A 17,190-nucleotide genomic window follows, 5' to 3' on the forward strand; every position below is an offset into this window, starting at 1 on the left:
GGTAATGATCGACTATAAGGTACAGATTGCACAAATTATTGCTAAGCAGGAAATTAGATTAACTGCCGAAGAAATTGCTGAGATGATTGAGATTCCAACCGATTCTAAGAATGGTGATTTTGCATTTCCTTGCTTTAGATTGGCAAAGACTATGCGAAAAGCGCCTCAGATGATTGCCGCTGATATTGCATCGGCTATCGAAGCTGAATCTATCTTTGATAAGGTTGAACAGGTGAATGCGTATGTGAATATGTTTATCTGCAAGGATGCTTTTGTGCGAAATATCATTTCAGAAGTTATTTCCCTCGGACGAGAATATGGTAAATCTGATGTTGGTGACGGGAAGAAAGTAATAGTAGAGTTTTCATCTCCTAATATCGCTAAGCCGTTCCATATTGGACATATCAGGAGTACCGTTATTGGTAATTCCATTTACAAGCTGTACAATGCAACTGGCTATGATGTAGTTAGAATCAACCACCTCGGTGACTACGGCACGCAGTTTGGAAAGATGATAGTTGCCTACAGGCTTTGGGGCAGCGAGGAGGAACTCGAGAAAAATCCTATAAAATCACTTCTTAAGTATTATACGAAATTTCATGAAGAAGCTGAAAAGGATCAGACTTTAGACGATAAGGCCAGAGAGACTTTTGCTAAGCTAGAAAATGGAGAACCCGAGGAAGTGGAGCTGTGGAAAAGATTTAGAGAACTCAGCCTCGAAGAGTTCAGCAGAGTCTATAAGATGCTTGACATCGAGTTTGATTCGTATGCAGGTGAGAGTTTCTATTCTGACAAGATGCCTGCTGTTCTGCAGGAACTAAAGGACAAGAACCTCATGCATGAGTCGAGGGGGGCACAGATTGTTGACCTTGAAGATTATGATATGCCTCCGGCTGTTATCACTAAGTCTGACGGTTCAAGTCTGTATGCTACTAGAGATATTGCTGCAGCTATATACAGAAAGCAGCATTACGATTTCTACAAGAACATCTATGTAGTAGCAACTCAGCAGAATCTACATTTTAAACAGTGGAAACAGGTTCTATCACTTATGGGATATGAGTGGGAAAAAGACTGTATTCATGTTCCATTTGGTCTTGTTAGCCTTGAAGAAGGGACGATGTCAACTCGTAAGGGCAGGGTGGTATTCTTAGAGGATGTTCTTAAAAAGGCTGTTGAGAAGACTAGAGAGATAATCTCCGAGAAGAATACAAGTGGTATTGATATCGACGAGATTTCTAAAGAAGTAGGTATAGGTGCGGTTATATTCCAAGAATTATCTAACAATAGGATTAAAGATTACGTATTCTCATGGGATAAAATTCTTAACTTTGATGGGGAGACAGGACCTTATGTTCAGTATACACATGCTAGAGCATCTAGTGTCCTTAGAAATGCATCAAGTGAGGAATTAGACAGGATTAAGAACTGTGATATCAGTAATTTCAGCTATGTAACATCGGATAGTGCTTATGAGCTAACTAAGCTGATTTATAGGGTGCCAGAAGTAATAAGAGAGGCTGCAGCTAAGTATGAGCCATCAATTCTAACAAGACATCTGATAGATATCGCGCAGAGCTTTAATAGGTTCTATCATGATGAACATATTTTAGTGGATAATGAAGAAGAGAAAGTTGAAAAGCTAGCGCTAGTATATGCTTCTAAGGTTACAATTGCCAATTGCTTAGCGATTTTGGGTATAAAAGCGCCAGATAAAATGTAGAGGAGACAACGATGAAGCTATTGCTCAGTACAGTCAAGACGGATTGCTTTGATTCAAAGCTAGCACTCAAGAACATGTATAATGTCGTTGGGAACTCACCATTAGAGGTAACTCTCAGGGAGTTTGAATTGAGTGAAACTGACCAGAGGATTTATGAAGAGTTGCTGGATGAGAAGTATAGTATTCTGTATTTCCATGCTGATGCAATCAATGAATCCAAGATAGTGCATATTTGCGAGATGATTAAGAAGGCTATTCCGAGCTGCATCACAGTGGTAGGTGGCACAGAAGTGAGCTTTGAAACTCGCGAGTTCATGCTAGCACACTCAGAGGTGGACTACGTTTTCCGCGGTGAAGGCGAAAAGATCCTATTTGACTTCGTGCGTTCAATTATTACGTACAGTTTTGATTTCGAGAGCATAGATGGATTAGCTTACAGAGAGAATGACGAAATTCTTGTAAATAAGATTGGTGAACCGATTCGTTACGAAGATATTCCATTTGCATATGATAAGTTTGGAGTTCAGCAAGGTGAAACGGTATATTACGAATCGTCTAGAGGGGTTCCCGATACCTGTCATTACTCTCAGTACATGCCGGGGGTATCGCTGCGTTCATTATCTCTAAACAGAATTTGTAATGAACTCAGATATTTCCTTGTCAAGAAAGTTGGGAAGGTAGAATTTGTAGAAAAGTGGTTCAATTACGATGTTTCGAGAGCATATAGAATCTGGGAGTACCTTATCAACAACGATAATGGTGTCACATCGTTCTCATTCGATGTGAATGGTGATTTGTTAGATGAGGAAACGGTTGAACTACTTAGCGAGGCAAGACATGGTTTATTCCACTTCGATATAGATATTGAGAGTACCAATGCAGTTGCACTAGCGGCAGCTGGGCGTAAGGAAAATATTTATCAGCTTATGTACAACGTATCTAAGCTTTTACAGAATAGCAAAGTCCATGTAAGAGTTGTACAGCGAGTAGGGCTGCCAGGGGAGACGATAGAATTATTTGAAAGATCGTTTAACAAGATATATAATCTTGGCGCTGATGAATTTGACATCGAAGTTCTACGTATTAAGAAAGGAACGATGTTCAGACAAAAAGCAGATGAATTCGGCTATGAATACAGCAGAGGATATCCAAATGAAGTCATAACTAATGATTATATTTCGGCTGCAAATATAGTTAGAATCAAGCTAGTGGCTGAAACTGTAAGGACATTTGAGCATGGTTTTGAAAATTCTATTAGCAAGATTATGTTCGATGCAGGCATGAAGCCATTTGAGTTTTTTGATGGACTTACATCATTCATAATGGAAAACGATCTTTCGTGCAAGCTGGGTAAAGCAGAGAATCTGTATAGGATCATATATACTTTTGCTGCAGAGCTGTACGATAAAAATGAAGATACATTGAAACTGCAGGTCCTTCAGGAAGTTCTTCACAGCGATATGAATAACAATGTTTCGCAAGATGTGATTAGAAGATTAGAGCGTAAAGGTTGGGAAATACATGTCAAAGCAAAAATCTAAACAGGATCGAATCGCAAAATACCTCCAGGATTTAAATGGAGGTATTTTATTTGACGAGCTATCAGACAAATATTTAAAAGATGCGGGGGTGTTTGAAATACTTCACGGCATCCCTGTTCCTATTGCGGCTGGAGTGGGTGACGAACTTACAACACTGACAATCGCTTTTGGGATGGCGAGAGTTATCGGAGCAGATACTAACTTTGAATATAAGGATAATTATATCTCATATATCAAGTATATATTCGGAGAAGATGCGAGCAAAGCTCTTATTGCAGAGGGTGCTAAGTATGGGCAATCTAGAAAATATGAAGTTGCAGCAATGTTCTTTAGATCTGTATTGGTATTCGATCCGAAGTCACGGGATGCACTTTATCTATACGGCAGGGCTTGTAAGGATGCATATGAACAGGAAAAAGAAGATGAATCTTATGTAGGAAGTTTTAAAGCTGAATCACTTGAAGTCTTTGAACTTCTAACGATGATACATACTGACTTTGCTATGGGATATTACTTCCTTGGCTATGGATATGCAAACATGGGACTATATACTAAAGCCAATCTTACATGGAAAACCTTTATAGAACTGACAGCAGCTTCTGGAGATACAGAAGTTGAAGAACTCCGTAGTGAGATTTCTGAAAGATTGGATACCCTTGAAGAACCTGTGAAGATAGAGGAGGGGGTAAACTGCGTACTTAGTGGAGATTACATGGGTGGTCTTGATATTCTATCTAAATACAAAGATGGGAAATACCGTGATTGGTGGCCTCTATGGTACTATATGGCGGTATGTGCGGCGTCTCTAGGCGAAGCAGAGTCAGCGATTGATTATTACAAGCAGGCTCTGATTTACTCTCCTAGCAATACAGATATAATGGAAGAGTTAGCCTCTGTATATACTGCTATAGGAGATCAGGTGAATGCTTTAAAGTACATAAATAAGATAGATATAGTTAATAACAATATAGAACAAGAAAATTTCTAAGGAATTGGGATGCAACATTTTTTTAGATATACTTTAGATGGTGATCCGAACCTAAACATGAAACTCATATATGTGGGGCTAGTGATTGCAATAATTATCGCATATAGATATAGAAAAAATGATAAGTTACTGAAAATACTGCTAGCTACTAATGTGATACTGCAGATTACGTTGTTCATCTGGTATCTGGGCTATAAAGAGCTTTTTATCATGGAAGGACTGCCTTTATATCACTGTAGGATTGCTGTGCTTATGATGGCAGTGGGATATGTGGCAAAAAGGCCAGTGATTACCAGATACTTTGCGTGGTTAGGAATAATAGGCACCGTCATAGCATTCGGTGTACCAGATCCGTCTGACTATTTGTGGCCACATCTTACGAATATTACATTTATATGTACTCATTACCTAATCACTATGAATTCACTTATTATTATCTCTAAGAAGGAGGTAAGGCTGAATTTAAAGAACGTAGTGGTGATCACATTCATTATGAATTTGGTTATTATGATTGCAAATGCGATTCTTGGAAGTAATTATAGTTACCTAATGGAATTACCTCCATCACTTCCTATCAGTATTAATAAGTATGTTATATTCACATTAATGACTATACTTCTCGTAATTGGCGAAATGGCTCTCGATAATATTTATTTATTAATAACAAATAAAAGTGTAAGCGACCTAAGTGCATAGACGTCTAGGTCGCCATAAAGGAGCGATTTATATAAAATCGCTTGACAGTATAATATGTGTAGTGTAAAATAAGGAAGTCGCAAATGCGGGATGATGTTCCGAGGTAGCTCAATGGCAGAGCAACCGGCTGTTAACCGGTAGGTTGTGGGTTCGAGCCCCACCCTCGGAGCCATTGAATTTGTGCCGGAATGGCGGAATTGGCAGACGCCCGGGACTTAAAATCCCGTGAGAAGTGATTCTCGTACCGGTTCGACCCCGGTTTCCGGCACCATTTATAGATATCGCGGGGTAGAGCAGTTGGTAGCTCGTCGGGCTCATAACCCGGAGGTCGCAGGTTCAAGTCCTGTCCCCGCAACCAACGAAAAGTAACGACTTCAGAGTAATCTGAAGTCGTTTTTAGTATAAAAATAATTATTATTTAATATCTTGTTTTCTGATAAAGTAATTTGCTTTGCAACTATAACTCGAAAATGATGTATTTTGATATGAGTAAAAAAACAATTAATAAATCTTATGTCTATGGTAAGTATGAAGATAAGCTTCTAAAAGAAAAGACTTTAAAATTGGATTATGTGAATATCGTAAACCGATTATCTCATTAAATTTTGAAAAAGAAAATATGGTAGAGTTCGTGCTAAAATACGACCTTGAGTTATGATGTTATTTGTAAGGAGTTGTCAATAATGTATGCTGCAGCTTTTGCTACAGCATACATTATTTCTATCATATAGTGAATATTTTAATACAACTGAAAAATGCAAAGCTCATATAATCAGCATATATAGTTTAAATATTCCTGTATAACTGAGTGCTGATAAGGATTGAGAAAAGGTTAATCTCTCGATGTAGTTCTTTACCATCATTAACTAGAAGCAGATAATCATTGATGAGGTTATCAGATTCTCTTAATAATTCGGCATATTTAATCTGTACATCATCTTCTGAGGATTCAGCCCGTAATAGTATTTTCCTGATATCTAGAAACTGAGAGTTCCCATGCTTCTCAAGTGGAATCTTTATCTGATAAGAGCAGTTTTCCTTGATGAATTCCGCGCTAATAGATGAAGCCGTTTCTGGGAATATATTAGCATTTATTGCAAAATCAGTTTCTTCTGATAGTTTGTGCGGCGCACGGAGCTGACTGCCCGTAATGACCAGGCAGCCAGCGGCGAGCCTCGGTCTTGCTGTAAGATCGCCGCCAGCAGACGGGAGCCCAGCTCCCGTCTGTGCCAGCGCTGCATCCAAGCGGTGGTTCGAAACAATAGGCTCTGCATTTGAATCAGATGATTTACTCGCGCCATGCGGCTCACTTGCATTGGGCACTTTATTTGAGTTGGAGTATGTAACTTCATGAATATCATCATACCTTGATTCAACATCAGGTTCGCCTAACGCAGCACTGAAATTGTTTCGTCCTATTATACTTAGAAGGTGGCAGAGCTGGAGAACATCCTCACGGTTATGCGTGAGAATTATCTTTTCTATTACAGAATCCTGATTAAGAGTGTATTCAGCAAAAAGCTTGACGCTTTCTCTACCAGATATTACATCTTTTCGGTTTGAGTTGATGCCAAAGTATTGCTCAATATTCTTCTGACTTAACGAACCTATCTGGGATTTAAGGTCAGTATTTGATCTTATGAAATTATATAAATCAAATTCATACATATTTAGAACATAAGGGAGATTTTTCATCTCAAGCCTCTGTTTCATAAATGGAATATCAAATGATAATCCATTATATGTTATCAAATAATCTACACCTTCATCTTTCAAAAAATCCATTGTGGCCATAATTACACGGTCTTCCTCATATGGATTTTCAGCAAAAAATTGAGTTATAGTCACGCCTTTTCTATCTGGTATAAGACAAGCTGTCAGAATGATTTTATTTCCGCGCTGTGCGGAGAGACCGGTTGTCTCAATATCAAATATGCATGGCTTTAGCCCACCATGATATAAATCGAATATTTGTCCTGAGTAAATATAAGTGTTGTAAGATCTAGTAAATTTTTTCATGTCTTTATTTTTAGTTATGCCAAAAACTGGCATATAAGTGCTTATTAAGAAATATAATAATGCCTAGTATTTAAATCTACAATTAATTGAAATACTATCTGTTATGTTTTATTACTATAATTCATTAGTATAAAAAAGTAAAACAGACTACAGGGGAGTAGTCTGTTTTGTAAAAAGGGTATTGGGACTAGAGATTAAGAGATTGCCAGGGAGACAATCTCTATAAGTGATTATAGTCGCTCTTTGTACATTTTGCAATACTTAATGTGATAATAATTATACTAGTAACATAATTAATATTTTTAGTGAATGAGTATTCGATTGATTTATGTGATGAAAAGGAAATTGTACAAGAAGACATATAAAAAGGACCACTTTCAGCTTGCAAGCTTTAGCTGAAACACATCTACAAAAGCTAGCATGACATCTAACTTTTGGGGTTTATTCAAAGCTTTAAGTAGTACCTTTATCATAAGCTGCTTAAAAATTATTTTCTATACATTGAATAAGAAATGAATTACATCTCCGTCTTGTACAACATATTCTTTGCCTTCGGATCTAATCAGACCTTGCTCACGAGCTTTTACAAGACTGCCACCACATTCAATTAGTTTGTCGTATGCGATGGTCTCAGCTCTTATAAAACCCTTTTCAAAGTCTGTATGTATCTTCCCAGCTGCCTGAGGCGCTTTAGTCCCCTTAGTAATTGTCCAAGCTCTAACTTCCGGCTCGCCAGCAGTGAGGTAAGATATTAGATTGAGAAGGGAATAGCTTGCTTTAATCAGCTTATCTAAACCAGATTCCTCTATGCCTAGGTCTTCAAGAAACAACTCTCTTTCATCATCCTCAAGTGCGGCCATTTCAGCTTCGATTTCCGCACAAATTTTCACGCAACCAGCACCTTCAGTAGAAGCAAATTCTGAGACTTTGGATACATACTCGTTATCTTCACTAGCTACCTCATCCTCGGAAACATTAGCAACGTAGATTACTGGCTTATAGGTTAGTAAATCCATAGATGAAATGATTTCTTTTTCTTCGTCATCAAGCTCCATAGCGCGAACACATTTGCCTGTCTCGAGCCACACCTTAACTCTCTCTAGCAGTGCAACTTGCTTGCCAAGAGTTTTATCAGCCTTCATATTCTTGTTAAGCTTGGTTATAGCTCTTTCTAAAACCTCTAAATCGGCAAATATGAGCTCTGTATTAATCGTATCGATATCATCCAGTGGATCAATATGACCATTTACGTGAACGATATTGTCATTTTCAAAGCATCTTACAACATGAACGATGGCAGAAACCTCACGGATATGACCGAGAAATTTATTTCCAAGACCTTCTCCTTTTGAAGCTCCTTTAACTAGTCCGGCAATATCGCAGAATTCTATAGTCGTATAGATTGTCTTTTTTGCCTTATAGATATCTGTTAGAACCTCAAGTCTTTTATCTGGAACGGTTACAACCCCAACATTTGGCTCAATTGTGCAGAAAGGGTAGTTGGCAGCTTCTGCGCCAGCCTTAGTGATTGCGTTAAATAGTGTGCTCTTGCCTACGTTAGGTAGACCCACAATGCCTAGTTTCATTTTATTACCTCTTATAAATTATTCTTACTATTGTAATCGTTCCTTTTCTTAAGATATACATATAATGTAAGTGAAACGATAAAGATGACTATGCTGATAACCTGAGCTTGTCTTAAGAAACCAACCATCAAGCTGTCTGTTCTCAATCCTTCTACCAAGAATCTCTCTGGCGCATACAGCAGTCCATATAGACATGCTACCTGTCCGGGAAATTTTCTGTGTCTAAAGATAAATGAAAGGATGATGAAAATAATAAAACACCATAACGATTCATAGAGAAAAGTAGGGTGTACCGATTTTCCATCTACTATTATAGCCCATGGAAGGGTGGTTTCGGTGCCGTACGCTTCATTATTGAAAAAATTCCCCCAGCGGCCTATTGCCTGTGCTAGAGCAACAGAAGGAAGTATTAAATCGGCGGCATTAATAAAGCTAATATTCTTATACTTACAAATAGCATATGCCGTAATAAAGCCCAAAATTAATCCACCGTGTATCGCTAGACCTCCACCACGAATATTTAGAATCTCAGAAGTTGACCCGCTATAATAATCCCAATTAAATATTATATAATAAACTCTTGCTCCAAGTATTCCCAAAGGAAGAATCCCTAGTGCTATATCTAGTACATCGTCAGAAGATAAGCCGTATCTTGGTGCACGCTTGTAACTTACAAATAGCGCAAGAAGTGCGCCAAAGGCAATTAATATGCCATACCATCTTATATCGAAACCTGCTATTGAAATTGCAATTGGTCCGGGTGATGTCACTGAAACCTCCAATACAAAGTTGATTCTAGAAAAATATACTAGGATAGTATACCATAAATGAGCTAAATTAACGAGATTATCGCAGAAAATGAAGATGAAGTATTGACAAGAATAATGACGTTTGGTAATATAGTTTGGCGACACATTAGTGTATATATGGCGGTGTAGCTTAGCTGGCTAGAGCGTCCGGTTCATACCCGGAAGGTCGATGGTTCGAGTCCATCCACCGCTACCATTTGGACGCTTAGCTCAGCTGGGAGAGCATCTGCCTTACAAGCAGAGGGTCATAGGTTCGAGCCCTATAGCGTCCACCATATTTTGGCCGGGTAGTTCAGTTGGTTAGAATGCCAGCCTGTCACGCTGGAGGTCGACGGTTCGAGCCCGTTCCCGGTCGCCAACTTTTAAAATCGATATGGTGGGTATCGTCAAGCGGTTAAGACCCAGGGTTGTGGCTCCTGTATGCGTGGGTTCGAATCCCACTACCCACCCCATTGACGTTTACATTTTTTGTTGGGGTATCGCCAAGCGGTAAGGCAACGGACTCTGACTCCGTCATTCACAGGTTCGAATCCTGTTACCCCAGCCAATAATGGCGACATGGCCAAGTGGTAAGGCAGAGGTCTGCAAAACCTTTATCCCCAGTTCGAATCTGGGTGTCGCCTCCATAATGAAAACAGCTCAACTATATGTTTAGCTGTTTTATTTTGCTTTGACATGGACACCTCATTGTGATTTAATTAATGGGTATAGATTTTACAAAATGCAATTTAATTAATAATAAAAAGTAAGGAATTGTAGACTTGAGAAATAAAAATGTTGTGCAAAATCTCGCTGATAAGAAAGTTAGTACTGGCAATCGAGCTAAGATAATCATTGCGATTATTGCATTGATTTTCATATGTGTGAGTGCATTTGTAGGCTACAGATACAGCAATGCGACAACCTTTCCCAAAGGAGTAAAAATCGACAATGTTGACGTATCTGGACTCAAGACCGAAGAAGCGGTAAAGAAGATCACAGATGCTAATAATTCTTTCACAATCGAAGAAGATGGACAGGAACCAAAGAAAATAAATACATCATTTACTTATGATATTAAATCAGCTGTTCGTGCTAAGATTGGAATATCCTCCGTAGACCCTAGGGTATTAATAGAAAATAGTGTTAACTATAATATCTCGCTTAAAAATGCTGGAGGTATCGATGAATCCGCCAAGATAATAGGTGATGCTGTCCCTGATGCTCAGGGTGTAAAATACACTAAAGATGCATATATTGATTACAATAATATGGAGATTGTACCAGAGGTTCAAGGAGATAGTGTTGATTTCACCAAGGTGGCTAAGGATGTTGCTGAAAAAAAAGCTGCTGATTACAAGTTTAATAAGTATAAGATCAATCGTAAGAAGCTTATATCAGAGCCTAAGGTTACGGCAGAATCTCTTAAGGATGAGTTTGAATTTGCTAAGAAGTATATTTCAAAGCCTCTTTATCTAAACACTATTACCGGAACACCTTATGAGGTAGATCAGAACTCTCTTGCAAAGGTTATACTTTATACAAAGGAAGGACCTAAGTACAGTAAAAAAGGAGCGAAGGAGGTTGCAAAGGGTATAGCAGAAAAGTATGCAGGAAATACTTTAACTGTAAAGACTCTTGTTGGTGATAAGACACTTTATAATAGTGCCCTTAAACTCAGTGTAGATGTTGACAAGACTGCGGATTCTATTCTTAATTCTGCCAAGAATGGCAAAACGGGATCAATCGTGACAGATAGAGCGGCCTCTAATGGAGATGGTTCACATCTTGAGATTAATCTTGCCGGTCAAAATGTAAAATACGTTAAGAACGGCAATGTAGTATTCACATCGTCAATTGTTTCCGGAGGTCCTGGACATAGGACGAGGACAGGAATATTCAAGATAAACGGAAAGATGCGTAATATCACGCTCAAAGGTCGTAACGATGATGGCTCAGATTACGAATCGCCTGTAAGTTATTGGATGCCTTTTGATGGTGGAAATGGTCTTCACGATGCAACCTGGAGAGGTGCATTTGGTGGGGGGATTTACGTATCTAATGGTTCTCATGGTTGCGTTAATATGCCACCTTCGATGGCTGCGCAGCTGTTTGGAATTATTCCTGCAGGGACGATAGTATACGTATACAATTAGTTATAAGCAGATAACTCAGGTTTTAAGAGGTGTACAAATTAAATATTTAAAGAGCGCTAACACTAATTGTTAGCGCTTTTATCATGTGTATACTTTTAATTTATATTATTTGTGTTCGAGCGACTTTTTAACTCTATGTTGTCTTAGTGGAGAGTATATCATTCCAAGACTAAAATTATATGCTATGAAGGCATAGACTGAATAAAATGCATGAGCATGTTTAGATTTTAGGGTTTCGCCACGAACGATACCCCCACAGCTTATTAAGCTATCTGTGTTTAATGAAGTTTTATGAACGGCCGAAATTAAATCATCGCAGCTATATATGTCATCTGAAAATAGCGTATAACCCATCCCAACGTATTCATAATCGTGCGAGTCAGAGCCACCAAACATCGGTTTGTTGAAATCTTTAGCTAGTAGCTGAGATAAGTCATTTGCGGTTTCAGTTTCACAAGCGTTAAAACCCTCGATAAAATCAAACTCCCTTACAAGAGTCCTGTTGCGTTTAAGTGCTTTAAAAAGCATCGCACTTGAGCTCCTAGTACCAAAAGGATGAGCAGGACCGATGATGCCTCCGACCTGGTGTACGAGATTAACCAGCTTTTCAACCTTCATTCCTCTCATTGTTAATGCTTTTAAGTGAACTCCATCAGGCAAAATTATGATAAAATGTCCAGCATCCCTAGTATCATATTCGATACCCCTGATTACTCTGAAGTTATTGTCTGGATTTTCTGCTTTCCAGCGATTATATCCTCGGTAAGAATCGTGATCGGTTACAAGCATTCCGTCATATCCTTTTATTGAAAGCATCTCAACATATTCAGAGATTCTAATCTTGGCGTCTATTGAACCATATCTCGTATGGCAATGCATATCAAATTTTAACAAAACAATCTTCCCCTAAAAATTAATTGCCTTGATTATATAACCCTATTATGTCGAAAATATGTAGAAATCAAAGCAAGTTCAAGTATATCAAGTGGTTAAAATCACTGGAAGATCTATATTATCTATATTATTCGAATGATGCTTTGATCAGATTCGCATCTTCATCGATTGAGTCGAGGTATATCACGGGAAGGTAAGAAGCAATTTTTTTCTTGATGGGTTCTCTCGATGTTATGGCTACACCCGCACCAACTACTTCTATATCAAACTCCGATAGGATTTCTGATACACCCTTTAGACTTCCTCCTCCGCGCATGAAATCGTCGATGATTATAGCGCGCTTATTTGGGGAAACTGCTCTTTTTGAAATAGACATTTTTTGTATTCTATCGTATGAGCCTGAGAAGTAATTTATACTCACGGTAGAACCCTCAGAGTATTTTGCTTCGCGCCTAATAACCACCAATGGGAGGTTCATCATGAATGCTACATCGGTAGCTAATGATATTCCTTTAGTCTCGACTGTTACAACATAATCAGCTTTTAAATTTGCAAATTTGCCTGCAAAGTAAGTACCCATACTACGTGTTAGCTGTCCATCGAACATGATGTCCGAGGTATATAGAAAGCTTCCACCGAGAATCCTTGCGGGATCAGACAATTTGTTTACTAGAGTCATTTGTAGCTCTTTTAACCTCTTGTCTGATAGTGATGGTACATATCGTAATCCACCGTTTGCTCCTTGGATCGTCTCGATTCTACCGATACCTTCCGTAGCTATAATCTCGCCTGCAGTTGTAATATCTTCGCTTAGGCTAGATTTTGCAATATCGAATTTAGAGCAGAATTGATTATAAGAATACTGTTTGCTTGGGTGAGAAAGGAGCTCAGCAATTAAGCTTCCAACACGCTTATTTTTCTTCATGGCAAATTCCTCCAATACCATTCATTTTACTGTTATTAGATCAAAAGTCAATTCGTGTTCTTATAGTGTTTAATGTCTTTTATTCGTTGAAATCATAAGGGATATGCCGTATAATTATTCGAGGTATTAATTAGCTTGGAGGTAAATAAAGTGGCTGACATTTCAAAGTTCAAGAGAATTCATTGCCTAGGTATTGGCGGTGTAGGGCTATCAGCTGTTGCAGAGATATTACAGGACAATGGTCATGTAGTGAGCGGGACAGATATAAACAGATCTGATATTACTAATCACCTAAGTAGGATTGGGATTAAAGTATTTTATGAGCATAAAGCGGAGAACGTAGAGGATGTTGACGCTATAGTGTATTCTAATGCTGTATCTGATGCTAACCCTGAGATTGTTCGTGCAAAGGAAAGAAGAATCCCGATATTCTCACGCGCAGAAGTCTTGGGCATGATTATGAGCAACTATAAGCATAGTGTTGCAGTATGTGGCACACATGGAAAAACTACTGTTACATCCATGATTTCCCTTATACTGCGTGATGCGAAGTATGAACCAACAATTCTTGTCGGCGGAAATGTCGAGGAGATTAAAGGTAATGTAGAAATTGGTGACACCAACTATTTTGTTACTGAAGCCTGTGAATACATGGATAGTTTTTTACATCTTACTCCTAATATAGGTGTCCTTCTAAATATAGATTCTGATCACCTAGACTATTTTAAGGACATGGATCATATCGTTAAATCGTTTAAAGAATTTGTTTCTAACATTCCTAAGAAGGGGATTATCATAGCATTTGGAGAGAATCCTTTTGTAAAAGAAGCGCTCAGAGGACTTACTAATGTAATAACGTATGGATACACAGACAGTAACGACTTCTATGCTGAAAATATTTCGTTTGATGATAGAGGATTTCCAGAATATGATATTTGTCATGAAGGCAAAGCTCTCTGCCACCTTCATTTAGGCGTACCGGGCGAACATAACGTTCTGAATTCAATGGCTGCATATGTTACAGCGAGATATCTCGGTGTAAACGATGATGTAATTGCTGGTACACTTAAAAACTTCAAGGGAACTCACAGACGCTTTGATTTTACTGGTGTTACCAAGAAAGGCGTTAAGATAGTGGATGATTACGCACATCATCCAACGGAGATTAAGGCAACACTTTCAGCTGCTAGCAAGGTTAAGCATAATAAGCTTAGAGTTGTATTCCAACCACATACATATACTAGAACAAAGGCGCTTTTTGAAGATTTCGTGGATTCGTTCGACCATGTTGATTCACTTATCATAACGGATATCTATGCAGCTAGAGAGAAGGATGTATATGGAGTTTCTTCATACCAGATAGTAAATGCAATTAAGGCAAAGTATCCTGATAGAGAAGTTTATTACGTTCAGGATTTTGAGGATATAGTCAAGTATCTTTCTGCCAATGCAGAGAATAATGATATTGTGATGACGATGGGCGCTGGCGATGTCTATAAGATTGGTCAGATGTTGCTTAAAGCATAGTGGAGGAATTACATGACTATTGAGGAGTATAGGAATTACGAAAGCGCAAGGATTGAATCGAATAAACGTAGGATGGAAGATGACGGAGTTAAATTCGTAGACATCTACTCTGCATATATAGATGAAGAGGTTGTAATTGAAGAGGGGGCTACAATTGCTCAGAATGTTACAATTTCAGGCAAATCTATAATTAGAGCAGGTGCCTACATAGGACAATCTTCAGTTATTAGAGCTGCGGAGATAGGTACTGATTCTACTGTAGAAGCATCATACATATACGAGAGTAAGGTCGGGGCAAAGACTAGTGTAGGACCATTCGCTTATATCAGACCGGGAAGCATTGTCGGTGATGAGTGCAAGGTAGGTGACTTCGTTGAAGTTAAGAACTCTACAATAGGTGATGGAAGTAAGTCTTCACACTTGACATATATAGGCGATGCCGATATAGGAAAAAATGTTAATCTAGGATGCGGAGTAGTATTCGTAAATTACGATGGTACTAAAAAGTATCGTTCTAAGATTGCTGATGATGCATTTATAGGATGTAATTCGAACCTTGTTTCTCCGGTTGAAGTAGGTGAAGGGGCATATGTAGCCGCAGCGACCACAGTTACGGAGAATGTTCCGGAAGACGCCCTTTGCATAGGGAGATCGCGAATGACCACAAAGAAAAATTGGGTACGTAACCGCAAGATTTTAAAGAAAGATAATAAATAGCAAGAGAGTATATTTTTAAGTTCACATATTGGAGGTAAACAATGAACAAGGTCTTTTCCGATCTAAAGCTTTTTACATGCAACGCACATCCAGAACTAGCAAATGAAATTGCTGAATTAATGGGGATTAAAGTTGGAAAATCAACGGTAAATAAATTCAGTGATGGAGAAATTCAGGTAAGTATTTGGGAGTCTGTAAGAGATTGCGATGTATACGTAGTACAGCCCACATGTGCACCTGTTAATGACCATTTGATGGAACTGCTTATCATGATTGATGCCCTCAAGAGGGCATCCGCAGGAAGAATCAATGCTGTGATTCCTTACTATGGATACGCAAGACAGGATAGAAAAGCGAAGGCAAGAGATCCAATTACAGCTAAGCTTGTTGCCAACTTAATTCAGGCTGCCGGAGCAGATAGGGTTATCTCGATGGACCTTCATGCTAATCAGATTCAGGGTTACTTTGATATTCCAGTTGATCATCTTCTTGGATTGCCAATACTTACAAAGTATTTCAAAGAAAAGAATCTCGACAATGTAGTCGTTGTATCACCTGACCACGGAAGTGTTACAAGAGCTAGAAACATGGCTGAAAGACTCGATGCCCCAATTGCAATTGTAGATAAGAGACGTCCAGAGCCAAACAAGAGTGAGATTATGAACATAATCGGAGATATCGATGGCAAGAATTGTATTCTCTTAGACGATATGATTGATACTGCAGGTACTATTTGTAATGCAGCAAGTGCACTGATTGAATTAGGTGCAAAAAATGTATATGCTTGCGCGACACACGGAGTTCTGTCGGGACCAGCGAAAGAGCGGCTTGAGAACAGTCCTATACAGGAACTGGTTCTTCTAAATACTTTACCGATTGATGATGAGAAGAAGTTAGACAAGATGACGTTTATCTCTGTTGGGACAATCTTCTCGGAGGTTATCACTAGAGTTTACCAGGGTGGATCCGTAAGCACTTTATTTGACTAATTGATATAAAACTGCGATTTATGGCAACGGAGTTATCTCCGTTGCCAATCTATCTATTGGAGTAAAAGATTATGTACATTATTGCAGGATTAGGGAATCCAGGGGATAAATACACACGGACAAGGCATAATATGGGATTTAGGGTGGTTGATAAGCTTGCGGATGATCTTAACGTTGATATCACCAAAGCTAAATTTAAGTCGCTTATTGGAGAATGCAGAATTGGCACACATAAAGTACTTCTCGTAAAGCCGCAGACATACATGAATCTTAGCGGAGACGCTTTAAGAGAGGTCGCAAATTTCTATAAAATTCCTTCGGAGAACATAATAATTATCTATGATGATATTGATATTCCTCTTGGGTCTATTAGAATTCGTAAATTTGGTGGTCCAGGAACGCATAACGGGATGAGATCAATTGTTAGTCAGCTCGGAACGACTGAGTTTCCAAGAATTAGAACTGGCGTTGGAAGTGGCGGTGGATCTTTAGTTGATCATGTGATTGGAAAAGTATCAAAGTATGAAAATACAATACTCGATGAAACGGCTGCGAAAGCAGCTAAGGCTGCGCAGGATATCATTGAGGTTGGTATTGATAAAGCCATGAATCTCAACAATACGACTAAGAAAAAGGACTAG

The 17,190-nt window shown here is 38.7% G+C and carries 14 protein-coding genes and 9 tRNA genes; 18 read left to right on the plus strand and 5 right to left on the minus strand.

Annotation, left to right across the window (positions count from 1 at the left end):
* Positions 1-4 precede the first annotated feature (4 nt).
* The 7 genes from argS (at position 5) to QU661_RS02960 (ending at position 5,306) form a co-directional block, all read left to right on the plus strand.
* Positions 5-1,723 carry an arginine--tRNA ligase gene (gene argS / locus QU661_RS02930; protein ID WP_304990270.1) on the plus strand — a complete coding sequence of 573 codons (1,719 nt, stop codon included), beginning with the start codon at positions 5-7 and terminating at the stop codon, positions 1,721-1,723.
* An 11-nt stretch (positions 1,724-1,734) separates the two neighbouring features.
* Positions 1,735-3,264: a B12-binding domain-containing radical SAM protein gene (locus tag QU661_RS02935; protein WP_304990271.1), complete on the plus strand. Its 1,530-nt coding sequence runs from the start codon at positions 1,735-1,737 to the stop codon at positions 3,262-3,264.
* On the plus strand, positions 3,245-4,252 hold the full coding sequence (locus QU661_RS02940; RefSeq protein ID WP_304990272.1) for a tetratricopeptide repeat protein: 1,008 nt from the start codon (positions 3,245-3,247) through the stop codon (positions 4,250-4,252). The genes QU661_RS02935 and QU661_RS02940 overlap by 20 nt, the downstream gene beginning before the upstream one ends.
* A gap of 9 nt (positions 4,253-4,261) precedes the next feature.
* Entirely contained in the window at positions 4,262-4,948 is a 687-nt protein-coding gene (locus QU661_RS02945; protein WP_304990273.1) for a YwaF family protein, read from the plus strand.
* Between the two features lie 97 nt (positions 4,949-5,045).
* Positions 5,046-5,120: transfer RNA gene (locus tag QU661_RS02950), tRNA-Asn, on the plus strand.
* A gap of 10 nt (positions 5,121-5,130) precedes the next feature.
* Positions 5,131-5,219, plus strand: a tRNA-Leu gene (locus QU661_RS02955).
* 11 nt (positions 5,220-5,230) lie between these two features.
* Positions 5,231-5,306, plus strand: a tRNA-Met gene (locus QU661_RS02960).
* A gap of 428 nt (positions 5,307-5,734) precedes the next feature.
* Here the strand turns inward: QU661_RS02960 and QU661_RS02965 are convergent.
* The 3 genes from QU661_RS02965 to lgt all read right to left on the minus strand — a co-directional run bounded on the left by QU661_RS02965 (position 5,735) and on the right by lgt (position 9,323).
* Positions 5,735-6,967 (minus strand): ribonuclease H-like domain-containing protein, encoded by a 1,233-nt coding sequence (locus QU661_RS02965; RefSeq protein WP_304990274.1) that lies wholly within the window; start codon positions 6,965-6,967, stop codon positions 5,735-5,737.
* A gap of 494 nt (positions 6,968-7,461) precedes the next feature.
* A complete protein-coding gene (ychF, locus tag QU661_RS02970; RefSeq protein ID WP_304990275.1) occupies positions 7,462-8,553 on the minus strand; it encodes a redox-regulated ATPase YchF in 1,092 nt (363 codons plus the stop codon).
* An 11-nt stretch (positions 8,554-8,564) separates the two neighbouring features.
* Positions 8,565-9,323, minus strand: coding sequence for a prolipoprotein diacylglyceryl transferase (gene lgt, locus QU661_RS02975; RefSeq protein ID WP_304990276.1), 759 nt, complete (start codon positions 9,321-9,323; stop codon positions 8,565-8,567).
* Between the two features lie 158 nt (positions 9,324-9,481).
* Here lgt and QU661_RS02980 point away from each other — a divergent pair.
* The 7 genes from QU661_RS02980 to QU661_RS03010 all read left to right on the plus strand — a co-directional run bounded on the left by QU661_RS02980 (position 9,482) and on the right by QU661_RS03010 (position 11,497).
* A tRNA-Met gene (locus QU661_RS02980) sits at positions 9,482-9,558 on the plus strand.
* Positions 9,559-9,561: 3 nt separating this feature from the next.
* Positions 9,562-9,637 (plus strand) — tRNA-Val (locus QU661_RS02985).
* Between the two features lie 6 nt (positions 9,638-9,643).
* A tRNA-Asp gene (locus QU661_RS02990) sits at positions 9,644-9,720 on the plus strand.
* 18 nt (positions 9,721-9,738) lie between these two features.
* Positions 9,739-9,814 (plus strand) — tRNA-His (locus QU661_RS02995).
* A 20-nt stretch (positions 9,815-9,834) separates the two neighbouring features.
* Positions 9,835-9,909 (plus strand) — tRNA-Gln (locus QU661_RS03000).
* Between the two features lie 5 nt (positions 9,910-9,914).
* Positions 9,915-9,988, plus strand: a tRNA-Cys gene (locus QU661_RS03005).
* 135 nt (positions 9,989-10,123) lie between these two features.
* Entirely contained in the window at positions 10,124-11,497 is a 1,374-nt protein-coding gene (locus tag QU661_RS03010) for a L,D-transpeptidase (RefSeq protein ID WP_304990277.1), read from the plus strand.
* Positions 11,498-11,602: 105 nt separating this feature from the next.
* Here the strand turns inward: QU661_RS03010 and QU661_RS03015 are convergent, their stop codons facing one another.
* Together QU661_RS03015 and purR are read right to left on the minus strand one after the other, a co-directional pair.
* Positions 11,603-12,391 carry a PHP domain-containing protein gene (locus tag QU661_RS03015; protein WP_304990278.1) on the minus strand — a complete coding sequence of 263 codons (789 nt, stop codon included), beginning with the start codon at positions 12,389-12,391 and terminating at the stop codon, positions 11,603-11,605.
* A 127-nt stretch (positions 12,392-12,518) separates the two neighbouring features.
* Positions 12,519-13,316: a pur operon repressor gene (purR, locus tag QU661_RS03020; RefSeq protein ID WP_304990279.1), complete on the minus strand. Its 798-nt coding sequence runs from the start codon at positions 13,314-13,316 to the stop codon at positions 12,519-12,521.
* Between the two features lie 150 nt (positions 13,317-13,466).
* On the opposite strand from purR, the gene murC reads away from it, so the two are divergent.
* The 4 genes from murC to pth all read left to right on the plus strand — a co-directional run bounded on the left by murC (position 13,467) and on the right by pth (position 17,190).
* Positions 13,467-14,843: a UDP-N-acetylmuramate--L-alanine ligase gene (gene murC / locus QU661_RS03025; RefSeq protein WP_304990280.1), complete on the plus strand. Its 1,377-nt coding sequence runs from the start codon at positions 13,467-13,469 to the stop codon at positions 14,841-14,843.
* A gap of 12 nt (positions 14,844-14,855) precedes the next feature.
* Entirely contained in the window at positions 14,856-15,560 is a 705-nt protein-coding gene (locus QU661_RS03030) for a DapH/DapD/GlmU-related protein (protein WP_304990281.1), read from the plus strand.
* Between the two features lie 41 nt (positions 15,561-15,601).
* On the plus strand, positions 15,602-16,549 hold the full coding sequence (locus QU661_RS03035; RefSeq protein WP_304990282.1) for a ribose-phosphate diphosphokinase: 948 nt from the start codon (positions 15,602-15,604) through the stop codon (positions 16,547-16,549).
* A gap of 71 nt (positions 16,550-16,620) precedes the next feature.
* Positions 16,621-17,190 (plus strand): aminoacyl-tRNA hydrolase, encoded by a 570-nt coding sequence (gene pth, locus QU661_RS03040; RefSeq protein WP_304990283.1) that lies wholly within the window; start codon positions 16,621-16,623, stop codon positions 17,188-17,190.

Source organism: Mogibacterium neglectum (assembly GCF_030644205.1).
Classification (GTDB): Bacteria; Bacillota; Clostridia; order Peptostreptococcales; family Anaerovoracaceae; genus Mogibacterium; species Mogibacterium neglectum.